Raw genomic sequence first — 23,011 nt, 5'->3', positions numbered from 1 at the left:
TTCGCCCGAACGCCGGGGCCTTGCCGAAAGTGAGGGGGGCCGCCGAAAGCAAGGGGGCCGACCGGAGACTCGGGGGCTGACCCGGAGTGCGGGCCCGGCCGGAAGTGCGGCGCCCGGCCGAAATTGCTGCCCCCGCCGAGGCCTCGGCCCGAGGCGTCAGGCGCAGCGCACGGACACCGTGCCGATGCCGCTGATGCGCACCGAGACGGGCGTCGTCGAGGTGGCCGTCCAGTTCGTGGCGACCGGCGCGGCGTCGGCCCGGACGTTCAGCGGGAAGGCCAGCAGCCCCAGCCCGAGGACGCTGCTCGTCGTCACCACCGCCGAGGTCGTGGTGCTCGACGCGATCACGGTCGAGCCGTTCAGCACGTCGTAGGTCGTGCCCGGCGAACTGGCCGAGGTCCACGAGATCGTGACGCTGACCGTGTCGGCGTTGTTGGCACAGGTCAGGCCGGTGGGGGTCCCCGCGAACGCGGCCGCCGTCGTGGAGGTCGGATTCGACGTCGTGGTCGAGAACGAGGCTGCGAGAGCCGCAGGCGGGACGACTGCGGAGAAGGCGGTCAGACCGAGCAGCAGCACGCCGAGGGCTCCGGCGTGGGCGAGGCGTCGGGCCCGCCGAGCCCGGCGGCGGATCTCGCGCCGGGTCGGGGGAAGGTGGTGCGGGCCGGAGTGGCGGGCCCGGGGCAGCTCCGCGGGGGCCGCGTCGGACGCGATCGGCCGGGCGCGGCGCAACGAGCGGTCGATCGTCGTGAGGAAGGCGACCACCGCGAGACCGGCGACGAGGCCGGCCACGAGCATCCCCCGCCCCTCGCGCAGCCAGAGGACCGGCAGCCCGGCCAACGGCACCCGGATGAACGCGACCCCGCGCACTGCGGCCCGGGCCACCCGCGTGGAGTCGTCCTGACGGTTGGCGTCGCCCTTGGTGATCAGGGTGCCGCCCGGACCGGTCCGGACGAAACGATGGAGGCGCAGCTCGCCCGGGTGGTCCGGGTCGTCGAACAGGAGCACGCGGCCGACCGTGAGCGACGCGGCGGTCACGGGGCGCGACACGACGACGTCACCCGGTACCAGCCGGGGCTCCATCGAACCGGTCATCACCGTCGTCGGATGCCAGCCGATCACGGCCGGTACCGCGGCCCAGAGGGCGAGTCCGAGGATGCTCGCGAGGACTCCCCGGGCGACGGTCGCGACGATCAGACGGGTCCAGTCACCCGCGTTCGAGCGCGTCATGACCGTCCCTTCCGTTCAGCCGCCGCTTCTCGTCGATCAGCTGTTCTGGGCCTCCCAGGTGAAGCCGAGGGCTGCGGTCCCTCCCATGACGGTCGGGAGCGCGGTGGGCGAGAGCGTGTACGAGAACTGGAAGACGCGGGTCTCGCTGGCGGTGCCGGTCGGGGCCCAGGATCCGACGCCCGTGGCGAAGGTCGTGGCGGCACCGCCGAAGCCGGCCACCGTGCCCGAGTAGACGCTCGACCCAGTGGCGAGCGGGGTGAAACCGGTGCAGGTGCCGAAACCGCCGCCGGTGCCCTGGGTGATGGTCAGGCTGAGCTGGGCGGCCAGACCGTTGGTCGTGGCGTAGTTGGAGCCGTAGAGCTTCACCGTCGACGGGAGGTTGCCCGTCGAGGTCACGGCGATGCAGTTCGTCCCCGTGGAACCGGGCTTGAGGGGAACGGTCGGCGACACCGTGAACAGGGCGACGCCGTTGTCGTCGTCGGTCAGGGCCACGGACCCCGCCTGCCAGTTGCTCGTGGGGTTCGACGTGGTCGCCGAGAACGCCGAGTACGAGGCGGCGGAGACGATGACGCCGGAGGCGATCAGAGCGGCGGGGATGGCGATCCAGGCCGCGATCTTGGCGGTGAACGGGGTGACGAAAGGCATGACTGTACTCCCGAGAGGGGCTGATCCTGGCGACCGGACGGTCGCTCTACAGGTGATGCACGACGCGTTGGTGAGACGCGCCCGACGAGGCGGAGCTAGTGAGGCTCCGGACCGTCTGGTTCTGTCCAAATTACGCGCCGCGGAGACGGGCCACAAGCGCGCCGATGTCCCCTCTTCGGAGGTCGTGGCATTCGGCCTGTGGACATTCGCCTGAAGAGAATGCGATGATCTGCCATCCTGATGCGTGACAAGGAGGCCGCCATGACTGACGACCCCGCTCGCACGAGCCATCCGGGCGACATCGACCCGACCACCGTCGAGCTCCTCATCGCCTGGCAGAGCCTCGAGGTCGCCTCGCGCCTCGTTCGAGAGCAGTTCGCCCACGTCGCCGGCCTCGGGCTGACCGACTTCCAGGCCCTCGTGTACCTCTCGGCCGGCGACGGCAGCCCGACCAAGGCGGTCGGCGACTCCCTCGGCCTCACCTCGGGTGCGATGACCGCTCTCATCGATCGCATCGAACGCGCCGGCTACGTGACGCGGGTGCCGCATCCCCTCGATCGCCGCAGCACGCTCCTCTACCTCACCGCGAGCGGGGTCGAGGCTGCGATGGGGGCCGGAGCGCTCTACGCCCGCATCGCCGAGACCGTCGTCGCCCCGGCCGACCGTGCCGCCGTCACGGCGTTGTTCCGCTCGCTGGCGGAGCGGCTCGAGGCCGAGGAGATCGCCGGGGCCTGAGCGCGGCGCCTCCCGTTCTCGACGGCGCCGAGCAGCGCGGCGGCCGTTCACGTCGGCGCCGAACGGTGCTGCGGCCGTTCTCGATTGGGCCGAGCGGCGCGCCGCTCGCGGATCCCGCCGGGTCGGAGAAGGATGTCTGCGTGACTCACGACCTGATGACCCCCGAGAAGAACGTCCAGCGAATCATGTGGATCGGAGCCGCGTGGTTCGCCGCCGCCGTCACGAGCATCGCGGTCGTGATGGGTCTCCTGCTCGCCTCGGGCTGGCGTCCGTCGCTCCTCTCCGGCGGCGACGAGGTGTTCTGGTGGATCTCCGCCGGCGTCGTCGCCCTGAGCATCGGCCTCATCGGCTGGTCGGGCTGCCCCATCCTCGAGGTGAGCGTGCCCGTCGCCGACCGCAACAAGACCCGCACCATGCAGCTCGGCACCCTCCTGTTCATCGTCGGCGGGGCGGCGTCGCTCCTCGCGATCATGCTCGGGCCGGCGCACTAGCCGACCCGTGCATCCCCCGGCTCTGCCCGGCCCTTCCTGCCCTGCCCTGCCATGCCCGCCCCGTCCCCGCCCCGTCTCCCCGCTCCTCCCGACCGGGAGGGGCAGAGCCAGAACGGAAGACGCAGGAGCAGAGGCGGGCTAAGCGGCGGCGCGCGCCGGGATCGCCCGATCGAGCAGCGTCATGAGCAGCACCGCGACCCCGATCACGCCGATGACCACCGCGATCACGTGGAACCCGGCGTCGGTCGCCTGCGACCCGAACGCGATACCGATCAGGCTCGACGAGAAGATCGCTCCGAAGTAGGCGAAGGTCCGGTAGAGCCCCGACGCGACGGCGACGTCCGAGGCGGGCGTCTGCAGGTACAGCGTGGCCTGGTTGGCGAAACCCGAGAACCCGTTGGCGAAGCCGAAGAGCAGAGACATGCCGATCAAGACGAGGATGCTCGACGAGTGGTTCGTGAGCGCGATCACGACGCCGGTCAGCACGAGGGCCACCCCCGTCAGCAGCAGGGGCCGACGGATCCACCCGCGCGACGACACGAAGCGCGCCACCACGATGCTGATGCCCGAGAGCGGCAGGAGGATCAGCCCCACCTGCGACGCCGTGTAGTGCGCCGCGCCCTCCATCCACTGGCTCGTGCCGTACAGGGCGATGTAGATGCCGAGACTCACGAGCGCCTGGCGGAGATACGTGCGGAAGAGCGCCTGGTTGCGGGCGAGCATCCTCACGTCGATCAGGGGGGTGCGACTGCGGCGCTCCCAGGCGATGAGCGCCGCCCCGAGCACGACGGCCGAGGCGAGCAACCACCACGTCGGCGAGGCGAGGCTCGACAGGAACAGCAGCAGACCGACGATGGTGCCGGCGAAGAGGAGGATGCCCGGCACGTCGATCGTCGAGAACAGCGAGCCGTGGCGTTCCGTCGCGGCGGGGGCGTCCTTCGCCACTCCGACGAGCGTGAAGACGAGGGTGACGAGGGCGAGCGGCACGTTCACGAAGAAGATCGCGCGCCAGCCGAACGCTCCGGCGAGGACTCCTCCGAGCGGCAGACCGATGACGGTGGTGACCTGCGAGGCGATGGAGAAGTTGCCGAGCACACGGCTGGGCACCCCCATGCCGAGCGAATCGGCTCGCTTGCGGACCAGCGCCATGGCCGTCGGATAGGCGGCCGACGTGCCGACGCCGATCAGGGCCCGTGACACCAGCAGGAAGCCGAAAGCCGGGGCGAGGGTGCCGACGAGGCCGGCGACGAGCAGGATCACGATGCCCGTGACGAAGATCCGCCGCGCGCCGAAGATCTGCGCCAGCTTGCCCATCGTCGGCTGCATCACGGCGCTGCAGAGGTAGAGCACCGAGATGAGCGACGCGGTGGTGCCGGGCCCCTTGTGGAAGTCGACGCCGATGCCGACGAGGCCCGTGGCGATCATCGAGCTGTTGATCGGGTTCAGGCTCGAGCCGAGGAGGAGCGGGCTGACGAAGCGCCAGCCGAAGGGCTTGGCCTTCTCCACGGGCGTGGGTGGCTCGCCCGGGCCGCTCGCGGCGGCCTGCGCGGCGGAGCTCGCGGCGGCATGCGCGGCGGAGCTCGCGGCGCCCTGCGCGGCCGTCTCCGGCCCGGCCGTCACGAGCGGCTGGCGGCGAGGGCGCGGAGCACGTCGTCGGTGGTTCCGGTCTCGGCGATGCGCGGGAACACTTCGGCGATCGAGTGGTCGTGCTTCGCGAGAGACATGTCGGTCATGGCGTCGACCGGAAGGGTGACGTGGAAGTTCTGCTCGTGGGCGTCGCGGGCGGTCGACTCGACGCCGCTGCCGGTGGCGATCCCGGTCACCACGACCTGAGTCACCCCGAGGCCCCGGAGTCGTTCTACCAGCCCGGTGCGGGCGAAGGCGCTCCGGGCGTGCTTCGTGACGAGGAGGTCGCCCGGCTGCACGTTCAATTCGGGGATGAGCACGTCGAACCCCTCGGGGAACGAGCGCGGGCTGCCGTCGCTCTGGTCGGTGCGCCCGGTCGGGGTCCCGGCCACGTTCACGAGCACGACGGGCAGGCCCGCTGCACGGAACGCGTCCGCGAGGGCGGCCGACCGCTCGATGACGCCGGCCACCGGGTGGGCGAGCGGGTAGGCCGTGATCCCGACCTGGAGGTCGATGACGATCAGAGCGGTGGTGGGATCGAGAGTGGTGATGGGCATGGGAATCCTTAAGTGAGGTGCTCGGAGGGAAAAAGCAGGCCGCACCAGGCGTGCGCGAGGCGCCGGCGGTGCGTCAGGCGGTGGCGATCCGCCGGAGGAGATCGATGCTGGAGGCCAGCTCGGCGATCTCGGCGGGCGTCAGGGTCGCTGTGAGCGCGCCGGTGATCCAGTCCTCTTTCGCCAGGCGACCCGAGCGGTAGTGCTCGCGGGCCGTGTCGGTGAGGCTGAGGATCGTCTTGCGGCCGTCGCGGGGGTCGGGCGCACCAGTCACGTAACCGGCCTGCTCGAGAGCCGTGACGATGGCGCCCATCGACTGGGGGCGGATGCCCTCGGCGTGGGCCAGAGCGGTCGCCGTGGTGGGCCCGTCGCGTTCGATGCGCCCGAGAACCGCCGACTGCGACTTCGTCAGGTCGTCGCCCGGGCTCTGCTGGCGCATCCGGCGAAGGAGCTGCCCGAGCACGACCCGGAGGTCGGTGACGACCGTCGACACGTCGACCGGGGGATGCTCGTGCTTCGTCATGCTGCGACTGTATCACTTAATCAGTCAACTGTGCAGTTGCCTTACTATCTCCGCGCCAGGCGCCCCGCTGGCGCCGCCCGGCCCCCCGTGACGACGAAAGGCCGCTCCCGGGGCTCCCCTCCGTGGAGGGGGCCCCGAAAACGACCAGTCGATCGGTGGTGCGGTGATGCGGTGGTGCGGTGATGCGGTGGTGCGGTACGTCAGGCCTTGTGCGACGGGTGGTCGCGGTGCTCGACGGTGTGCGCGGGATGCTCGGGGCCGGCGTGGGCCCCGGCTGCGACTCCGGCGGACGCGAGTTCACCCTCCGGCGCCGCGACCTCGCCCACGTGGCCTCGTTCGAGCTTGGCACCCTCGACGTCGACGTCCGGGAGGATCCGGTCGAGCCACTTCGGGAACCACCAGGCCGTCTTGCCGAGCAGGTGCATGGCCGCCGGGATGAGCAGCAACCGGACCACGAACGCGTCGACGAGGACACCGAACGCCAGCCCGAAGCCGATCGGCCGGATGGTCGACGAGTCGGAGAAGATGAAGCCGGCGAACACGCTCATCATGATGATCGCGGCGGCCATGACCACCGGACGACCGTTGCGGAGGCCCCGCTGCACGGCGATCTTGGCGGGGGCACCGTGCGCGAACGACTCCCGCATGCCCGACACGAGGAACAGCTGGTAGTCCATCGCCAGCCCGAACAGCACGCCCACCTCGATGATCGGCAAGAAGCTCAGGATGGGGCCCGGGTCGTGCGTTCCGAACACCGCCGACAGCCAGCCGAACTGGTAGATCGCGGTCAGGCCGCCGAAGGTCGCCAGGAGCGACAGCACGAACCCGGCCGTCGCAGTGACGGGCACGAGGATCGAGCGGAACACGATGATCAGGATGATCAGCGAGAGGCCGACGACCACGACCAGGTAGAGCGGAAGCACGGCCGAGAGCTTCTCGGAGACGTCGATCTGGGCGCTCGCGTTGCCGGCGACGCCGAGCGTGGCCGTGCCGCCGGTGACCTTCACGCCGGGCAGGTCGCGGAGGTCGTGCACCAGGTTCTCGGTCGAGACGCTGGACGGGCCTCCGGTCGGGATCACCTGGAAGGCCACGACCGTGCCGTCCTTCGAGGCGCCGATGGGGGCCAGCGCCGACACGTTGTCGAGCGAGGCGATCTTCTCGCCGATCGTGACCTCGACGGCGGTCAGCGAGTCGCCGCTCACCTTCGACGGCAGGTCGGCGACGACGAGCAGAGGCCCGTTCTGACCGGCGCCGAACCTGTTCTCGACGGTCTTGAACGCCTTGTACTGGCTCGAGTCGGTGGCCTCCGCGGAGCCGTCCGGAAGGCCGAGGCGCATCTGCATCGCCGGCAGCGCGATCGAGCCGAGGACGGCGATGCCGAGGACGACCGTGACGATGGCGCGGACGGTGTTCATGGGCTTGTTGGGAACGCGCGTGGAGGCCGTGTTGCCGATGGCGGCACGCTCTTTCCTGCGCAGGATCTTCATCCCGACGAGGCCCATCATCGCGGGCGTGAAGCTGACGGCGACGAGGATGGCGACGGCCACGGCGACGGCTCCGACGGTGCCCATCAGGCCCAGGAACGGGATACCCGTGATGTTGAGCGCGAGGAGGGCGACGATGACCGTCGTGCCGGCGAACACCACCGCGTTGCCCGAGGTGCCGTTCGCGAGGCCGATGGACTCGTGCAGCTTCATGCCCTGCTTCAACTGGTTGCGGTGCCGGTTGAGGATGAACAGCGAGTAGTCGATTCCGACCGCCAACCCCAGCATGATGCCGAGGACGGTGGTGACCGAGTTGAACTGCACGAGGCCCGAGAAGGCCATCGAGCCGAGCACCGAGGCGCCGAGTCCGACGAGTGCGCCGAGGAGCGGGAGCCCCGCGCCGATGACCGTGCCGAGCATGATGAGCAGCACGATGGCGGCCACGATGATGCCGACGACCTCACCCGGTCCGACGATGCTCGGGACCCCCTGCGCGATGTCGTTCGACACGTACACGTTCACGCCCGAGATGTTGGCGTCGTCGGACAGCTGGACGATCTTCGTCTTGAGGTCGGGGTCGACGTCGTAGATGCCCTTGGTGAACTGCACGGTCGAGACGGCGGACGAGCCGTCCTTCGAGACGAAGCGGATATTGGCGGCGAGGTCGAGCAGCTTCGAGCCCTGCTCGAGCGTGGCGCTCTGCGCATCGATCTTCTTCGTGCTCGCGTCGAGCGTCGCCTGCTGCTGGTCGAGCTGGGCCTGCGCCGCCGCCAGCTGACCGGCGGCCTGCGCCTGCGCCTTCGCCGCGTCGAGCTGCTCCTGGCCGGCCGCGATCTGGGCCTTGGCGGCCGTGATCTGGTCCCGACCGTCGGTCACCTTCTGCTTCTGGGCCGTCAGCTGGTCCTGGGTCGTGAAGGGGTTCGTGGCCGCCTTCACGCCGCTCTGTTCGGTGTACTTCTTCAGGGTCGACTCGACGCCCGCCTTCTCCGAAGCGGTGAAGGCCTTGCCGTCTTTCGTCTCGAAGACGACGGTGCCGCTGCCGCCCGAGGCGGAGGGGAACTTGGCGGCGAGCTCGTCGGTGACGGTGGCCGTTGGGGTGCCCGGAATGGTGATGGCCGACGAGACGGGGCCCTTGAACAGCGAGAACGCGACCCCGGCGAGCGCGATGATCACGAACCACGCCACGATCACGACCCAGTGGCGGCGGGCCGAGAATCGGCCGAGGCGGTAGAGGAGACCGGCCATGCGGTGCCCATTCCTTTCAGAGGTGCCCCGAGGGGCGGGTGGGAGGAGTGGGGTGCGCCGGTGGACCCCGATGGTGGTGGAGAAATTCAGGAGGTCGGACGATATCCGGAGCGTACGCTTTCGATCATCGTCGTGAGCAGGCCCTGCCAGGCGTCTCGACCCTCGTCGTCGAGGCGGATTCCGGTCGACCGGACCCAGTGGCCGGCGACGACGATGATCCCGTTGATCAGCGAGCCGACCAAGATCTCGGCCTCGAGGCGGTCCACGCCCGGGTTGCGGGGCACGACCTCGTCGAGGAGGCGGGCGGCGACGCGGGCAAAGGCCTCGTCGCTCAACGCCCGGCCGCGAGGGTCGTCGGGGTCGGGCGGGCCGAAGACGATGGTGATGGAGGCGATGGCTCCGGGCAGGTCGGTCGACCGGATCGACGAGGCGATGTCGTCGAAGAGCGAGGCGCGGGTGCCCTCGCCGACGGGCGCGGCCGCCACGGTCGCGACGAAGTCGTCGATCAGCACGTCGAGGGCGTCGCCGCAGAGCCGCAGGAGCACCTCGTCGAGCGAGGCGAAGTGGTTGAAAATCGTGCGGCGCGCGACGTCGGCCCGTTCGGCGAGTTCGTCGACGGTGAACTGAGGACCGCCCCTCTCGTCGACGAGCTCACGGGCCGCCGCCAGAATGGCGCTCCGGTGTCGGGCCTTCAGAGCAGCTCGGCGGTCGGGCGCGACGGTCGGCGCGGGGACGGCGGGGCTGGTCACTCGTTCACACTAAGTGCATCGATGCATCGAGTGCACGCTTGAGTCTCGATTGCCAGCAGGGTCTCAGCACCGGGTGGGCTTGGAGGATTCCGCAATCGGCCTCCCGAGCGGGGCCGGAAAGTTCGTGGCGCATCCACCACCGTTTTCTCGTCGCGGTCCGAGCGTCCTAACGTTCCCGGTGGGGTCGACGCCGACTCCGGGAGGAAGGATTCACCGACGATGACACGACTCGACGACCGCACCCAGACCCCGGCGAAGAACCGATCGGGGGATGCCCTGCCCGGCGCCTCGGCCGAAGCCCCCCGTCTCGACGTCGAGACGCTCGGTCGCGTGCTGCTCGGCCGCTGGTCCGAGGCGCGACTCGCCTCTCGGGCCCTCACCCGCGATCCCGCCCTGCACTTCGTCGACGGCCTCTCGCTCGACGAGCACCGCGCCCGCGTCACGGGCCAGCTGCACCACCTCCTCGAGCACGACGCGGTCCTCCGGGCGTTCCCGACCCGGCTCGGCGGCCACGACGACCACGGCGGCAACATCGCCGCCTTCGAAGAGCTCGTCACCGCCGACCCGTCCCTGCAGATCAAGGCGGGCGTGCAATGGGGCCTCTTCGGGTCGGCCGTCCTACACCTCGGCACCCAGACCCACCACGACGCCTTCCTGCCCGGCATCATGAGTCTCGACGTGCCCGGGGCCTTCGCCATGACCGAGACCGGCCACGGGTCCGACGTCGCGTCCATCGGCACGACGGCGACCTACGACCCGGAGACCGAGGAGTTCGTGATCCACACCCCGTTCCGGGCGGCGTGGAAGGACTACCTCGGCAACGCCGCGAAGGACGGCCTCGCGGCGACGGTCTTCGCGCAGCTGATCACGAACGGCGTCAGCCACGGCGTTCACTGCTTCTACGTGCCGATCCGCGACAAGAACGGCTTCCTGCCGGGCGTCGGCGGCGAGGACGACGGGCGCAAGGGCGGCCTCAACGGGATCGACAACGGGCGACTGCACTTCGACCACGTCCGGATCCCCCGCACCAATCTGCTGAACCGCTACGGCGACGTCGCTCCGGACGGCAGCTACACCTCGCCGATCCCGAGCCCGGGCCGCCGGTTCTTCACCATGCTCGGAACCCTCGTGCAGGGCCGCGTCTCGCTCGACGGCGCGGCCGTGGTCGCATCCAAGCTAGCTCTGACGATCGCCGTCCGCTACGGCTCGGAGCGGCGGCAGTTCACGGCTTCCGACCCCGAGCGCGAAGAGGTGCTGCTCGACTACCAGCGCCATCAGCGGCGGCTGCTCCCCCGGCTCGCCACGACCTACGCGATGGGGTTCGCCCATGAGCGCCTCCTGACCGCCTTCGACGGCGTGTTCTCGGGCGAGCACGCGACCGACGACGACCGCCAGGACCTCGAGACCCTCGCCGCCGCCCTCAAGCCACTCAGCACCTGGAACGCCCTCGACATCCTGCAGGAGGCCCGCGAAGCATGCGGGGGTGCGGGCTTCCTGGCCGAGAACCGGCTCACGCAGCTCCGCGCCGACCTCGACGTCTACGCGACGTTCGAGGGCGACAACACGGTCCTGCTCCAACTGGTCGCCAAGCGGCTGCTCGGCGACTACTCGAAGCGCTTCCGCGGTGTCGACGCGCGCACGAGGGCGGGCCTCGTGGCGGGCCAGGTCGGCCAGACGGGCGTCGACCGCTCGGGGTTGCGGCAGCTCGCCCAGACGGTGACGGATCTCGGATCCACCGGTCGCTCGGTCGGCCACGTGCGCGACGCCGAGTCGCAGCGACAGCTCCTGACCGGACGCGTCGAGACGATGGTCGCCGACGTGGCCCTTCGACTCCGTGCCGCAGCACACCTGTCGGCGAGCGACGCCGCCCGGCTCTTCGACGCGAACCAGGACGAGGTGATCGAGGCCGCGCGCGCACACGCCGAACTGCTGCAGTGGGAGGCCTTCACCGACGCCCTCGGTCGGATCGACGACCACGGCACGCGAAGCGTCCTCACCTGGCTGCGCGACCTGTTCGGCCTCGGCCTGATCGAGAAGCACCTGGCCTGGTACCTGATCCACGGGCGCCTCTCGACGAAGCGGGCGGTCTCGGTGACGGACTACATCGACGATCGGCTGCTGCCCCGACTGCGACCGCACGCCCTCGACCTGGTCGAGGCGTTCGGCTTCGCGCCGGAGCAGGTCCGAGCCCCCATCGCGACCGGAGCGGAACGAGCGCGGCAGGACGAGGCCTTCGCGTACGTGCGTGCGCAACACGAGTCGGGTGCGGCGCCGCGCCCCGAGAAGGCTCCGCACCGATAGCCTGGACTCCTCTAGGGGAGGAAGACGCTTGAGCACCAGCACCACGCCGCACGTGATCATCGTGGGAGGGGGGTTCGCCGGTGTCGCCGCGCTGCGGGCCCTCCGCCACGCCCCCGTGACCGTCACTCTGATCGACCGTCACATCTACAACACGTTCCAGCCGCTGCTCTACCAGGTGGCCACCAGCGGGCTGAACCCGGGCGACGTCACGTTCTTCCTGCGCAGCCTCCGTCGCACCCAGCCCAACGCGTCGTTCTACCACGGCCTCCTCACGCGGATCCACGCCGACAAGCGGGAGATCGAGCTCCACGACGGCGAGACGATGGCCTACGACTACCTCGTGCTGGCCAACGGCGTCGGCACGAACTTCTTCGGCACACCCGGGGCCGAGGAGTACTCGAAGTCGCTCTACTCCCGCTCGCAGGCCATGCGGATTCGTGACGAGCTCTTCACCCAGATGGAGAAGGCGGCGGCCTCCGAGGGCGACGCCGAGGTCCGGGTCGTCATCGCGGGCGGCGGCGCGACCGGCGTCGAGATGGCCGGGGCCCTCGCCGAGCTGCGCGACCAGGCGCTCCGCGACGCCTACCCCGAGCTGCGAGCCGACAGCGTCACGATCACGCTGGTGCACCGCGGGGCCGAGCTCCTGAAGCCGTTCGCCGGCCGGCTCCGCCGCTATGCCGCCAAGAGTCTCCGCAAGCGCAACGTCGTGCTGCGCTTCGGCGCGGGCGTCACCGAGGTCACCGAGACCGGCGTCTGCCTGTCCGACGGCAACACCATCCCCGCCGAACTCGTCATCTGGGCGACCGGCGTCACCGCGCACCCCGAAGTCGCCGAGTGGGGCGTGCCCCAGACGCAGGGCGGCCGCATCACGGTCGACGCGACCCTCGCCGTGACGGGCCGCGACCGCATCTACGCTGCCGGCGACATCGCGGCCTCCCCCGACGACCTCGCCCAGCTGGCGCAGCCCGCCATCCAGGGCGGCGACCACATCGGCCGACAGATCGCCCGCGACCTCGAGGGGCTGGAGCCCGAGACCTTCGTCTACCACGACAAGGGCACCATGGCCACGATCGGCCGCTACTCGGCGGTCGTGCAGCTCTCGAGCCGCACCACGATGACGGGCTTCCCCGCCTGGCTGCTCTGGGTGGGCATCCACATCTACAGCCTGCTCGGCAACGGCAACCGGGTCGCCACGATGGTGCGCTTCTTCCTGCACTACGGCGGCCCCTGGTACAAGCGCGCCGTGCCGATCGTCGGCGAGGTGCGGCCGGTGCGGCCGAACGGCGACCGCCCCTAGCCGCGGCTCGGCGCCTGGCCCGCGCGCACCCGCACCGAGCGTCCGAGCACGGGGAGGCCGCCTCCTCCCGGTAGACCGCTCTGTCCTCTAGGCTCGTGCCGATCACCTCCACCGAGCTCAAGGATCTCCGATGACGAACTTCCCCCCGCCGCCCGCCTACCAGCAGCCCGCGCAGCCGTTCCCGCCGAAGGGCGAGCCGCCGCTCTGGGCGCCGCACTACGGCATCTCGTTCATCCCCGGCTGGCGTCGGGCCATCGCGAAGTACGCCGACTTCACCGGGCGCGCCGCGCCGTCGGAGTTCTGGTTCTACGTGCTCGGCAACGTCGTCGTGGTCATCGGCATCGAGATCGTCTTCAGCATCATCGGCGCCGTCGTGGGGCTGGCGGGCGGTAGCAACGGCACTGCCGCCGCCGTCGTGTCGGCGATCGCCGGCGTCATCGTGGGCCTCTACTCGCTCGCCGTCCTCGTGCCGACCCTCGCCGTCACGGTGCGGCGCCTGCACGACGCCAACTACGCGTGGGGCTTCATCTTCTTCTACTTCATCTGGATCGTCCTGCTGATCCTGCTGCTGCAGTCGCCGAAGCCCGAGGGGCAGCGCTTCGACCGTCCGCGCGGCTGATCACTCCTAGCCGGCGAGCTCGGCTACCGACGGCGGATTCGCACCCGCCCGCGACACCGTGACCCGCGCGCTTCGGAGTGCCACCTCGGCGATCCTCCGCACGTCGGCCTCGGAGAGCGAACGATCGAGCATCCGGGCGCGGAGCCCCTGCGAGAGGATCGCGAAGATCGCCCCCGACATGAAGGAGTCCCCCGCGCCGATCGTGTCGACGACCGCCACCGGGAGCGACGGCTCGGAGACGAGGACGCCCGGCGCCGCCACCAGGCACCCGTCGCCTCCCCGCGTCACCGCCACGAGAGCCGCTCCCGCATCGAGATAGTGGGCGACGACCGCCTCGAGCGACAGCCCGGGATGCAGCCACGCGGCGTCCTCGTCGCTCATCTTCACCACGTGCGCGAGTCCTGCGAGGCGGTCGACGCGGGCGACGACGGCGGCACGATCGGGTGTCACACCCGGCCGGACGTTGGGATCGAACGTGAGGAGGGTGCCGGGGGCGGCATGCTCGAACAGACGGAGCACGTCGTCGGCGCCGGGAGCGAGAGCGGTGGCGATGGAGCCCGTGTGGACGACCCGGGCATCCCGCGGCGCTTCGATCTCGCCCGTGGTCCAGTCGATCTCGAACTCGTACTCGGCGTGCCCTTCGGCGTCGACCGTGGCCAGAGCCGTCGAGGTCGGCTCGGAGGTGAGCGAGGCCGGGTCGAGGGCGACGCCGGCCCGGTCGAGGTGCTCTCGGAGCGACCGACCGCGGGCGTCGCGGCCGAACCGGGTCCGCAGGGTGGTCGGGACCCCGAGACGGGCCAGGCCGTACGCGACGTTCAGAGGGCTGCCCCCGGGATGCTCGTGGTGGCCCTCGGCGTCGTCCACGATGTCGACCAGAGCCTCGCCCACCACGAACACGGGGTCGGTCGGGCTGGTGGGGGCTGCGTCGGCAGGGGGCATCGCGGGACTCCTCGGGCGGGTCGACCCCGGTCGCGGAGAGCGGCTAGGCCTGCTCCCAGATCGCGACCCAGTCGATCTGGACGTGTCCGTCGGCACCCGACGGAACGGGGCCAGCGTACAACCAGGTCTCGGCCTGGAGGGTGACGCGCATGGGCTTTGTCGGGACGCCCTCCGACGTGGTGGCGAGCAGGACCCCGTCCCAGTAGAAGAGCACCTGGCCGGCGATCCACTCGGTTGTGGCCACGTGCCAGTCGCTCTGGTCGGTCGGCGCGAAGTACTGGGTCTCGGGCGAGAACTGCGGCGAACCCGTGGCCGGATCGGTCACCCCGACGACCTCGGACGCCGGCCGGGGCTTGTCGACGAGGTTCGCCTCGGGCCAGTCGATCTCGCCGTCGGCCCAGGAGTTCGACGAGGGCCACAGCATCCCGACGAACTTGTAGCCGTTGATCGCGTCGGCTCGGTAGCGGATCGACACCCGGGCGTGCAGGTGCGGCTCGTAGCCGTCGGGGAGGACGGAGGCGACGAGCGCCTGGCCGCCGACCGAGTGGAGGTGGAAGTCGAGGACCGAGTTCGACACGCTGAGCACCTGGTTCGGGGCGTAGAGCCCGTAGCCGGAGGTGTCCTTCTGGCCGCTGTAGGCCTGCATCTGCGGGTAGGTGGACAGGACCCGCCCGAGAGCGGCGTCGCGGTCGAAGTCCTCGGCGAACACCTGCTTCCAGGTGATGCCCGCACTGGTCACCGTACCCACCGGCATGGCGGCGCCGGCGGTGGCCACCGGGGGTGCGACCGTCGCTTCGGGAATCGGGGCCTCGGTGGGGGTCTCCGTGGGCGTCGGCGTCGGCGTCGCGCTCGGAGTGGCCGAGGCCGACGGCGTCGCGCTCGGGGTCGAGGAGCGGCGCGGCGAGGCGGTGGGTGCGGCCGTCGGATCGGCTCGGGAGCCGTTCGAGAAGGGCCCGAACAGGCTGAACGCGGTACCGGCGGCCACGACGGCGCCTCCGCCCAGCGCGCCGAGGAAGGCACGTCGAGTGGTGCGCTTCTTGGCCTCGGCCTCGGCGATGGCGTACGCCTGGACCTCGGCGGACTCCTCCGGGGTGGGCGGCAGGTACGTCTCGCGATGGCGGACGGACTCGGGACCGGGTTCCGGGGTACGAGGAGGTCGAGAGAAAGGCATGGGCGGGCCTTCGGGTCGGCAGGGCTTCGGCGAGCGGGCGGGAGACGTGACTCGCTGGGGCGGGCGGGTCGCGCCGGTCGGGCGGGGCGGGTCGTGCGGGCGGATCGGGTCGTGCACGTGCGGGTGAAACGGATGATACCCCCCGACCGAGGGCCAGAGTCTGTGAACGGCGCCAGGCGGGCGCAGGACGCCGGCCCTGTCGGTGGATCCGAGGGGCCGCTAGCCTGACCGGATGCGGCGACTTCCGGGTGAGGCGGACGACGCGGGTTCCGCGTCGTCCTCTCCGGGGCTCCCCCGGGGAACGAAGATCGACCAGGCCACCACCCCGCAGGAGGCTAACCGTGCTTCGCACGGCACGCCCCCCGCACCGACGGACGAGTCACCCGGAAGCCGTCTGCAGGCCCGGTCCGTGCATCCCACGCCACCTCATGTCGCCGCAGCCCTCGCAGATGCGTTCCTCGCAGCCCCCTCCTGGAACGCCTCCGGGCTCCGCGAAGCCGCCGCCGTCTGCCTGGGCGGGCCCCGCCGGTTCGTCGTGCCGGTGGTCGGGCACGTGCTCCGAGCCCACCACCGGCCGCCGCGCGACGCTCCTCGCGAGCTGAGCCGCCGCATCCTCGACTCTCCGGGTTTCGCCGAAGCCGTCGAGCGCTCGGCACGTCGCCTGCCGCTGACGATCGCCTCGTGGCGCGTCGAGCCGCCGTCGTCGCGGAACCCCGACGATCGGGGGATGCTCGGGCTCGCCACCGTGACGGACCTCGCCCGGGCCCTCGGCACGGATTCCTCGCGGCTCGCCTGGTTCGCCGACACGAAACTGTGGAACCGCCGCGCCCCGGCCGGCCCCCTGCATCACTACCGCTACGAGTGGCGGGCGCGACCGGGGCGGGTCCCACGACTTCTCGAGGTGCCGCAGGGCCTCCTCAAGGGGATGCAGCGCACCGTGCTCGACGAGCTGCTCGACCGGCTGCCGCTGAACGACGCCGCCCACGGATTCGTCCCCGGCCGGAGCGCCGTGACCGGAGCCGCCCTGCACACCGGGCAAGAGGTCGTGATCGGGCTCGACCTGGTGTCGTTCTTCGCGCGGGTGCCGGCGCGGAAGGTGTACAGCGTGTTCCGGCAGGCGGGGCTCCCCGAGGCGGTGGCGCACACGCTGACCGGACTCTGCACGCATTCCGTCCCGCCTCGCATCCTCTCGCTCATGCCCCCGGGAGGCTCCCCCGACGAGCGCTTCGCCCTCCGCCGCGCGCTGGCTCTCCCGCACCTGCCGCAGGGCTCCCCCACCTCGCCGATGCTGGCGAACCTCGCGGTGCGGCGGCTCGACTCGCGCCTCGCGGGCTGGGCGACCTCGGTCGGCGCCGTCTACACGCGGTACGCCGACGACCTGGCGTTCAGCGGCGGGTCGGCGCTGGCGTCCCGCGTCGACGCGTTCGTGCGCGGCGTCGACCGCATCGTGACCGACGAGGGGTATTCGCTGAACGTCCGCAAGACGCGCGTGCGCCGACGGGGTGTGCGGCAGACGGTGACCGGCATCGTCGTGAACGAGACCACGGGGTTCGGGCGGCGCGAGTACGACGCGGTGAAGGCCGAGCTGCACAACTGCGTCGTGAAAGGGCCCGGTACGCAGGATGCCCGGGGTCACCCCGACTACCGCGCCCACCTCCTGGGACGCATCGCCTGGGTGACGGCGCTGAACCCGGGCCGCGGCGCGCGCCTGCGCCGCGAGTTCGACCGCATCCGCTGGTGACCCGCCTGCCTGCGGAGTCCGGGCTGCCGGCCCGGGTAACGTGACTGGCCGACGAAAGGGGCGGAATGAGCGAGCTCGACGAGGCCGTGGAGCGGTTCGCCCGCCCGAGACGCGGGGTGACGGCGCTGCCGGAGGAGACCGAGGAGGTCGCGGGGCGCTGGGCGTTCGAGTCGCTCCTCGCCGAGACCGCCATCGCCTTCCGCCGTCGGGGAATCGAGCCGGTCGACACGGTCATGGCCGGCCGTGGCTCGCACGGGGCCGAGGTCTTCAAGACGGTCGCGGCCTGCTGGCCCCTCGAGCTCTTCGCCCTGACGACCCGCGGCGTCGCGCTCCCGTACACGATGCTCACCACGCGTCCACCGGCCCTCGATGCCGACCCGCGGCCCGACGCCCCGCTCCTCTGCGTGATCCCGAACCCGATCGTCGTCGGTCCCGGCGCGAACGACGTCGAAGTGAACCGCCGCGGCCAGCTCCTGTGGCGCTGGTCCACGCCCTACTCGTCCGGAGGCGTCACGCAGCCCTGGACCGCCGGCTTCCGCGAGCGCTTCGAGGCGAACTGGTCGGAGCACCGCCCCGGCCCTCTCGTCGAGCCGCTCGCCTTCGCCCTGGTCGATCATCTCGACGGTCGGATCGAGCGTGGCGTCGTCCACTGAGGTCGTGTAACACCGCTGTCACATGCGTGAGGCAGAGTGGATCGCACAGGATGAACCGAACGGTTCATCGAGCGACGACGAGAGGCCCGTCATGCCCCAGCCCCTGACCATCGGCATGTTCCAGACGATGGGCCTGTCGGGCTCGTGGCGCCTGCCGGAGAACACCACGCCGACCTTCCTCACCCTCGACTACTGGACCGGCCTGGCGAAGCGCTCGGAGGCGGCGGGCGTCGACTTCCTCTTCATCGCCGACGACTTCGGCTATCCCCTCATCCACGGTGAGGTGTCGCCCACGGCCGTCGAGCACGCCCTCCTCTTCCCGCGCGGCGACCCGTCCATGGTGATGGGCGCCATGGCCGCCGTCACCGACTCGCTCGGCCTCGTCGTCACGATGTCGACGAGCGTCGAGCGTCCCCCGGCCCTCGCCCGCCGCATGGCGACGCTCGACCACCTCGCGAACGGCCGCATGGGCTGGAACGTCGTCACCGGTGCCGGCCAGAACGCGTCCGCCCGCCTCTTCGGCGAGCCGATGCGCAACCACGACGACCGCTACACCGCCGCCGAGGACTACCTCACCCTCACGATGACCCTGTGGGAGGGCTCCTGGGAGGACGACGCCCTCCGGGTCGACCGCGAGGCGGGCGTGTACGCCGACGGGTCGAAGGTGCACGAGATCCACCACGAAGGGCCGTTCTACACGGCCGACGGAGTGTTCACGACTCCCCCGTCGCCGCAGCGCACGCCCCTGCTGTTCCAGGCCGGCGCGTCGACGAAGGGCCGCGATCTCGCAGCCCGCTACGCCGAGGCCGTGTTCCTGGCCGCCGAGCCCGATGCCGTTCGCGACCAGATCGCCGACATCCGCGCGCGGGCCGTGGCCGCGGGTCGAGAGCCCGACGCGATCAAGTTCCTCGTCGCCGGCACCTTCATCGTCGCCCCGACGACGGCCGAGGCGACCGCGCTCCGGGAGCGGATCACGGCCTTCGTGACGACCGAGGACGCCGGCGTGCAGTACGCCTTCTTCACCGGACTCAACCTGCTCGACATGGATCCGTCGAAGCCCCTCGCCTCGACCGAGAGCGAGCAGGGCCGCACCAACATCGAGCGATTCACGGGCGACGGCGTGACGGCGGCGCCCACCGTCGCGGAGATCCTCGAGGAGTTCCGCGTCAACGGCGTCATGGGCGATCCGTTCATCGGCACGGCCGCCGAAGCCGTCGACCAGGTGGAGAGCCTGATGGCGCACACCGGCGCCGACGGCCTCCTCGTCCAGCCCGGCCCCACGGGCGACTCGGCCTCCTTCTTCGACCTCGTCGTCCCCGAGCTGCGCGAGCGGGGGCTGCTCGCACCCCTGCCCGATGCGGAGACGGGGGATGCGCATCCCCCGACCCTGCGCGAGCGCCTGTTCCCCGGCGGCGGTCCGCACCTGCCGGCGACGCACCCCGGTCACACGCTGCGGGTCGGGCGCTCCTAGCCCGCCCCTGCCCTGGACACACCGAAGCGGCACGAACGCCCCTCCGAGGAGTGGTGTTCGTGCCGCTTTCGTGTGCCCCGAGGCAGGCGTGCGGGAGCTAGCGCACCTTCTTGATCGGGATCACGCAGAGCGCACCGATCACCGCGGCGATGCCGGCACCCCAGAGCATGAGCGTGTAGTTCGTGCCGGTTGCGCTGCCGATGCCGAGGAGCAGAGCGGCGAAGGCGGGAGCCAGCGACTGCGGCAGGGCGTTGGCGATGTTGATGACGCCGAGGTCCTTGCCCGGCTTGTCGGCGTTCGGCAGCACGTCCACGACGAGGGCGTTGTCGATCGACGAGTAGATGCCGTATGCGAAGCCCATGATGATCTCGGCCACGTAGAACCAGCCGAGGGTCGAGGTGTGGGCGAGGAGCACGAGCCCGACCGCGGTGAGGAACGTGGATCCCCCGACGAAGATCTTGCGCTGGTGTAGACGGTCGGAGAGCGGACCCGAGAAGGAGGCGCTGACGACGAGAGCGATCGTGTAGAGGAGGACACCGAACGCGACCGCTTCGGTGGCCGACTGCGTCTTCAGTCCGATCTGGTGCTGCATGTAGAACAGCCGGTAGGTGGTGAACATGAAGGTGGAGAAGATGATCAAGAAGCGCGACCACCAGGCCCACGCGAAGTCCTGGTTCTTGATCGGGTTGGTCCAGAACGAACCGATGATGTTGAGGAACGTGAACCGCTTGATCGGCACCGTGGGCAGCTCGTCGCGGCAGACGATCGTGTAGACGACCACGAGGATGATGGCCAGCACACCGGGAGCGATGAACAGCACCGGAAGGTTGAACGCGAACAGCACGGCCAGGTAGGTGCCGAAGAGCACGGCGCCGTTCTGCGCCAAGGCGATGACGGTGGATGCCCGACCGCGCTGGAATTCGGGCACGTTGTCGGCGAAGCTCGCGGTCAGCGTGGACAGCGTCGCGTTGGCCGCCACCTGGCAGACCAGCCAGCCGATCGCCATGGTGAACGTGTTCGGCGCGTAGGCCACGATGGCGAGGCCGACCAGGAGGCCCACCGTGCCGCCGATCAGCCAGGGGCGCCGACGGCCCCACCGGGTGCGCGTGCGGTCGGAGAGGGCACCGGCCAGCGGGTTGGCGAAGAGCGCTCCCAGAGCACCGATCGGCAGGACCGCCCCGATGATCGACGTGGCGTTCGACGGGTCGAGCGCCTGGGCCTTGAGCTGCATGCTCACGTACACCGGCGACAGGAGCGCGATGAACAGACCGAGTTGCGCGAGACCGAGGCCCCAGAGGTAGGCCTTCGAGACCTTCACCGTACTCACCGCCTGCGTGAGTGGTTCGTTCGTTTTCATCGTCTCTGATGAGGACATGACGCCTCCTTGGGCCATCTCGGGTGAATACCAACCAACGGTTGCTATTCGTGACGGTAACGCTCCGGCGCCGTTGTCGCAAGACGTCGTCCGAACATTTCTCGTTCCTTTGCACCGGACCCGCGATCGGGCATAGGGTCGTTCCGTCGCCGATAGCGCGACTTTTGCCCGATCTTCAACAGAAGTCTCGAACCAGGAGTTCACATGGCCAACGAACCGTCCGTCCAGCTCTACACAGTGAGGGACGCCATCGCCGACGACCTCGCCGGTGCGATCGACCGCGTCGCCGCGATCGGCTTCACCCGGGTCGAGCCGTACGCCTTCGTCGAGCAGGCCTCGGCCTACGCGGCGGCCCTCAAGGCCTCCGGCCTCTCCGCCCCGTCCGGTCACGCTGCTGTGATCGACTCGGCGAACCCGACCGAGATCTTCGAAGCCGCGGTCACGCTCGGCATCGAGACCGTCATCGACCCGTTCATCCCCTCCGACCGCTGGCAGACCGCCGACGACGCCGCGCGCATCGCCGAGCGCGTCAACGAGCTCAGCGTGCAGGCGAAGGGCTTCGGCCTGCGCTTCGGCTACCACAACCACCAGTGGGAGTTCGGCAACAAGGTCGACGGGCGCTCGATCTACCACCTCTTCGTCGATGATCTCGCTCCCGAGGTCGTCCTCGAGCTCGACACCTTCTGGTCGACCGTCGGAGGCGCGAACACCGTCGAGCTCCTGAAGGAGCTCGGCGACCGCGTCCAGTTCATCCACGTCAAGGACGGCCAGGTCTCCGGCGACATCGCCGACGCCCTCCCCTCGAGCGACAGCGCTCTCGTCGTCCCCGACGAGCTCATGGCCGCCTTCAAGCTGCAGGTCCCGGCTGGAAGCGGCGACGTCGACGTCGCGGGCATCCTCGCCGCGGCCCCCCAGGCCCTCCGTGTCGTCGAGTTCGACGGCTACGCCGGAGACGTCTTCGAGGGCATCGCCGGCTCGTTCGCCTGGCTGCGCGAGAACGACACCGTCGCCGAGCCCGCCGCATGACGGCGACCGGCCCCGTCGGCATCGGATTCATCGGTGCCGGCAACATCTCCACGCAGTACTTCGACAACCTGACGAAGTTCGAGGACGTCCGCGTCCTCTTCGTCGCCGACCTCATCGCGGAGCGCGCCGAGGCCGCCGCCACGAAGTACGGCATCCCGGGCTGGGGCACGGTCGACGAGCTCCTCGCCATCGACGAGATCGAGATCGTCGTCAACCTGACGCTCCCGGCCTCGCACGCCGAGGTCGGCCGGCAGGTCATCGCGGCCGGCAAGAGCGTCTGGAGCGAGAAGCCCCTGGCCCTCGAGGCCGACGACGCGGCATCGCTGCTGAAGGCGGCGTCGGATGCGGGCGTCCGGGTCGCGTGCGCCCCCGACACCGTGCTCGGCGCCGGCATCCAGACGGCCCTCCGCGCGATCGCTCGCGGCGACATCGGCGAACCCCTCACGGCGACGACCCTCTTCCAGGTTCCCGGCCCGAACTCGTGGCACCCGGACCCGGAGTTCCTCTTCGCCTACGGCGCCGGCCCGCTGTTCGACATGGGCCCGTACTACGTCACCACCCTCGTGCACGCGTTCGGCTCGGCCGAGCGAGTGCAGGCGGTCTCGTCGAAGTCGCACGAGACCCGGGTGATCGGCTCGGGCCCCCGCGCCGGTACCGAGTTCCCGGTCGAGGTGCCGACGCACCACGCGGCGCTGATCTCGTTCGAAGCGGGGCAGTCGGCGGCGTCGACGTTCAGCTTCCAGCAGGCGCTCCCCCGGGCCGGCTTCGTGGAGATCACCGGCACCGACGGCACGCTCGTGCTGCCCGACCCGAACACCTTCGAGGGCGACTCGAAGCTGTGGCGTTTCGGCGAGGCCGAGCCGACGACGATCGCGGCCGAGGGCTCCACCTGGGGCCGCGGCACCGGCATCGTCGACCTGGCGCGTTCGATCCGCTCCGGCACCCCCGAACGGGCGACCGGCGCCATCGCATCCCACGTGCTCGACGTGCTCCTCGCGATCCGCGACTCCGCCGCGTCAGGCGACTCCGTCACGGTGGCCAGCTCGATCACGAAGCCGGAGCCGCTCGAGGCGTCGTTCGACCCGGCGGCGCGCACGCTGTAGCCCGGCGGTCGCACGCCTCCCGCACCGAAACACCCC

Annotated in this window: 20 protein-coding genes; 10 read left to right on the top strand and 10 right to left on the bottom strand. The window is 70.6% G+C overall.

Features of this window, described 5'->3' with window-relative positions; translation table 11 throughout:
* Window positions 1-156: 156 nt before the first annotated feature.
* Together ABEA39_RS00905 and ABEA39_RS00900 are read right to left on the bottom strand one after the other, a co-directional pair.
* Entirely contained in the window at window positions 157-1,227 is a 1,071-nt protein-coding gene (locus ABEA39_RS00905) for a S24/S26 family peptidase (RefSeq protein WP_345372134.1), read from the bottom strand.
* 36 nt (window positions 1,228-1,263) lie between these two features.
* Window positions 1,264-1,872, bottom strand: a complete 609-nt coding sequence (locus ABEA39_RS00900) for a hypothetical protein (protein WP_345372132.1) — start codon at window positions 1,870-1,872, stop codon at window positions 1,264-1,266.
* A 261-nt stretch (window positions 1,873-2,133) separates the two neighbouring features.
* Here ABEA39_RS00900 and ABEA39_RS00895 point away from each other — a divergent pair, with 261 nt between their 5' ends.
* Entirely contained in the window at window positions 2,134-2,607 is a 474-nt protein-coding gene (locus tag ABEA39_RS00895; RefSeq protein WP_345372130.1) for a MarR family winged helix-turn-helix transcriptional regulator, read from the top strand.
* Window positions 2,608-2,747: 140 nt separating this feature from the next.
* Window positions 2,748-3,098: a hypothetical protein gene (locus tag ABEA39_RS00890; protein ID WP_345372128.1), complete on the top strand. Its 351-nt coding sequence runs from the start codon at window positions 2,748-2,750 to the stop codon at window positions 3,096-3,098.
* Window positions 3,099-3,236: 138 nt separating this feature from the next.
* On the opposite strand, the gene ABEA39_RS00885 is transcribed toward ABEA39_RS00890, so the two are convergent.
* The 5 genes from ABEA39_RS00885 to ABEA39_RS00865 all read right to left on the bottom strand — a co-directional run bounded on the left by ABEA39_RS00885 (window position 3,237) and on the right by ABEA39_RS00865 (window position 9,279).
* Window positions 3,237-4,718: an MFS transporter gene (locus ABEA39_RS00885; protein ID WP_345372126.1), complete on the bottom strand. Its 1,482-nt coding sequence runs from the start codon at window positions 4,716-4,718 to the stop codon at window positions 3,237-3,239.
* Entirely contained in the window at window positions 4,715-5,281 is a 567-nt protein-coding gene (locus ABEA39_RS00880) for a cysteine hydrolase family protein (protein WP_345372124.1), read from the bottom strand. Before ABEA39_RS00880 ends, ABEA39_RS00885 begins: the two co-directional genes overlap by 4 nt.
* Before the next feature lie 73 nt (window positions 5,282-5,354).
* On the bottom strand, window positions 5,355-5,801 hold the full coding sequence (locus ABEA39_RS00875) for a MarR family winged helix-turn-helix transcriptional regulator (RefSeq protein WP_345372122.1): 447 nt from the start codon (window positions 5,799-5,801) through the stop codon (window positions 5,355-5,357).
* 200 nt (window positions 5,802-6,001) lie between these two features.
* On the bottom strand, window positions 6,002-8,530 hold the full coding sequence (locus ABEA39_RS00870; protein ID WP_345372120.1) for an MMPL family transporter: 2,529 nt from the start codon (window positions 8,528-8,530) through the stop codon (window positions 6,002-6,004).
* 86 nt (window positions 8,531-8,616) lie between these two features.
* Window positions 8,617-9,279, bottom strand: coding sequence for a TetR/AcrR family transcriptional regulator (locus tag ABEA39_RS00865; protein ID WP_345372118.1), 663 nt, complete (start codon window positions 9,277-9,279; stop codon window positions 8,617-8,619).
* 219 nt (window positions 9,280-9,498) lie between these two features.
* On the opposite strand from ABEA39_RS00865, the gene ABEA39_RS00860 reads away from it, so the two are divergent.
* The 3 genes from ABEA39_RS00860 (at window position 9,499) to ABEA39_RS00850 (ending at window position 13,496) form a co-directional block, all read left to right on the top strand.
* On the top strand, window positions 9,499-11,580 hold the full coding sequence (locus ABEA39_RS00860) for an acyl-CoA dehydrogenase family protein (protein WP_345372116.1): 2,082 nt from the start codon (window positions 9,499-9,501) through the stop codon (window positions 11,578-11,580).
* Between the two features lie 28 nt (window positions 11,581-11,608).
* On the top strand, window positions 11,609-12,877 hold the full coding sequence (locus ABEA39_RS00855; protein WP_345372114.1) for an NAD(P)/FAD-dependent oxidoreductase: 1,269 nt from the start codon (window positions 11,609-11,611) through the stop codon (window positions 12,875-12,877).
* Window positions 12,878-13,007: 130 nt separating this feature from the next.
* The gene (locus tag ABEA39_RS00850; RefSeq protein WP_345372111.1) at window positions 13,008-13,496 is read left to right on the top strand and encodes a DUF805 domain-containing protein; all 489 of its coding nucleotides are present in this window, start codon (window positions 13,008-13,010) and stop codon (window positions 13,494-13,496) included.
* A gap of 6 nt (window positions 13,497-13,502) precedes the next feature.
* On the opposite strand, the gene ABEA39_RS00845 is transcribed toward ABEA39_RS00850, so the two are convergent.
* Window positions 13,503-14,435 (bottom strand): carbohydrate kinase family protein, encoded by a 933-nt coding sequence (locus ABEA39_RS00845; RefSeq protein ID WP_345372109.1) that lies wholly within the window; start codon window positions 14,433-14,435, stop codon window positions 13,503-13,505.
* A gap of 43 nt (window positions 14,436-14,478) precedes the next feature.
* Window positions 14,479-15,606 carry a glycoside hydrolase family 16 protein gene (locus tag ABEA39_RS00840; RefSeq protein ID WP_345372106.1) on the bottom strand — a complete coding sequence of 376 codons (1,128 nt, stop codon included), beginning with the start codon at window positions 15,604-15,606 and terminating at the stop codon, window positions 14,479-14,481.
* Between the two features lie 232 nt (window positions 15,607-15,838).
* On the opposite strand from ABEA39_RS00840, the gene ABEA39_RS00835 reads away from it, so the two are divergent.
* The 3 genes from ABEA39_RS00835 to ABEA39_RS00825 all read left to right on the top strand — a co-directional run bounded on the left by ABEA39_RS00835 (window position 15,839) and on the right by ABEA39_RS00825 (window position 19,471).
* Entirely contained in the window at window positions 15,839-17,347 is a 1,509-nt protein-coding gene (locus tag ABEA39_RS00835; protein WP_345372104.1) for a reverse transcriptase family protein, read from the top strand.
* A 65-nt stretch (window positions 17,348-17,412) separates the two neighbouring features.
* Entirely contained in the window at window positions 17,413-18,000 is a 588-nt protein-coding gene (locus ABEA39_RS00830; protein WP_345372102.1) for a hypothetical protein, read from the top strand.
* Between the two features lie 91 nt (window positions 18,001-18,091).
* Window positions 18,092-19,471, top strand: coding sequence for an NtaA/DmoA family FMN-dependent monooxygenase (locus tag ABEA39_RS00825; protein ID WP_345372100.1), 1,380 nt, complete (start codon window positions 18,092-18,094; stop codon window positions 19,469-19,471).
* A 97-nt stretch (window positions 19,472-19,568) separates the two neighbouring features.
* On the opposite strand, the gene ABEA39_RS00820 is transcribed toward ABEA39_RS00825, so the two are convergent.
* Window positions 19,569-20,846, bottom strand: coding sequence for an MFS transporter (locus ABEA39_RS00820; RefSeq protein WP_345372098.1), 1,278 nt, complete (start codon window positions 20,844-20,846; stop codon window positions 19,569-19,571).
* A gap of 204 nt (window positions 20,847-21,050) precedes the next feature.
* On the opposite strand from ABEA39_RS00820, the gene ABEA39_RS00815 reads away from it, so the two are divergent.
* Together ABEA39_RS00815 and ABEA39_RS00810 are read left to right on the top strand one after the other, a co-directional pair.
* On the top strand, window positions 21,051-21,872 hold the full coding sequence (locus ABEA39_RS00815) for a sugar phosphate isomerase/epimerase family protein (protein WP_345372096.1): 822 nt from the start codon (window positions 21,051-21,053) through the stop codon (window positions 21,870-21,872).
* Entirely contained in the window at window positions 21,869-22,975 is a 1,107-nt protein-coding gene (locus tag ABEA39_RS00810) for a Gfo/Idh/MocA family protein (protein ID WP_345372094.1), read from the top strand. The genes ABEA39_RS00815 and ABEA39_RS00810 overlap by 4 nt, the downstream gene beginning before the upstream one ends.
* The last annotated feature ends 36 nt before the right edge of the window (window positions 22,976-23,011 follow it).

The organism is Frondihabitans cladoniiphilus (assembly GCF_039544345.1).
GTDB lineage: Bacteria > Actinomycetota > Actinomycetes > Actinomycetales > Microbacteriaceae > Frondihabitans > Frondihabitans cladoniiphilus.
Note: the sequence above shows the minus strand (reverse complement) of the source record. Positions and strands in the feature narration are given on the sequence as shown.

Bases quoted from the DNA above. Each gene is read 5' to 3' on its own strand.
- ABEA39_RS00830 (WP_345372102.1), top strand. From the start codon at position 17,413: ATGAGCGAGCTCGACGAGGCCGTGGAGCGGTTCGCCCGCCCGAGACGC.
- ABEA39_RS00815 (WP_345372096.1), top strand. From the start codon at position 21,051: ATGGCCAACGAACCGTCCGTCCAGCTCTACACAGTGAGGGACGCCATC.
- ABEA39_RS00905 (WP_345372134.1), bottom strand. From the start codon at position 1,227: ATGACGCGCTCGAACGCGGGTGACTGGACCCGTCTGATCGTCGCGACC.
- ABEA39_RS00810 (WP_345372094.1), top strand. From the start codon at position 21,869: ATGACGGCGACCGGCCCCGTCGGCATCGGATTCATCGGTGCCGGCAAC.
- ABEA39_RS00840 (WP_345372106.1), bottom strand. From the start codon at position 15,606: ATGCCTTTCTCTCGACCTCCTCGTACCCCGGAACCCGGTCCCGAGTCC.
- ABEA39_RS00850 (WP_345372111.1), top strand. From the start codon at position 13,008: ATGACGAACTTCCCCCCGCCGCCCGCCTACCAGCAGCCCGCGCAGCCG.
- ABEA39_RS00845 (WP_345372109.1), bottom strand. From the start codon at position 14,435: ATGCCCCCTGCCGACGCAGCCCCCACCAGCCCGACCGACCCCGTGTTC.
- ABEA39_RS00820 (WP_345372098.1), bottom strand. From the start codon at position 20,846: ATGTCCTCATCAGAGACGATGAAAACGAACGAACCACTCACGCAGGCG.
- ABEA39_RS00835 (WP_345372104.1), top strand. From the start codon at position 15,839: ATGCGGCGACTTCCGGGTGAGGCGGACGACGCGGGTTCCGCGTCGTCC.
- ABEA39_RS00895 (WP_345372130.1), top strand. From the start codon at position 2,134: ATGACTGACGACCCCGCTCGCACGAGCCATCCGGGCGACATCGACCCG.
- ABEA39_RS00860 (WP_345372116.1), top strand. From the start codon at position 9,499: ATGACACGACTCGACGACCGCACCCAGACCCCGGCGAAGAACCGATCG.
- ABEA39_RS00870 (WP_345372120.1), bottom strand. From the start codon at position 8,530: ATGGCCGGTCTCCTCTACCGCCTCGGCCGATTCTCGGCCCGCCGCCAC.
- ABEA39_RS00880 (WP_345372124.1), bottom strand. From the start codon at position 5,281: ATGCCCATCACCACTCTCGATCCCACCACCGCTCTGATCGTCATCGAC.
- ABEA39_RS00875 (WP_345372122.1), bottom strand. From the start codon at position 5,801: ATGACGAAGCACGAGCATCCCCCGGTCGACGTGTCGACGGTCGTCACC.
- ABEA39_RS00825 (WP_345372100.1), top strand. From the start codon at position 18,092: ATGCCCCAGCCCCTGACCATCGGCATGTTCCAGACGATGGGCCTGTCG.
- ABEA39_RS00900 (WP_345372132.1), bottom strand. From the start codon at position 1,872: ATGCCTTTCGTCACCCCGTTCACCGCCAAGATCGCGGCCTGGATCGCC.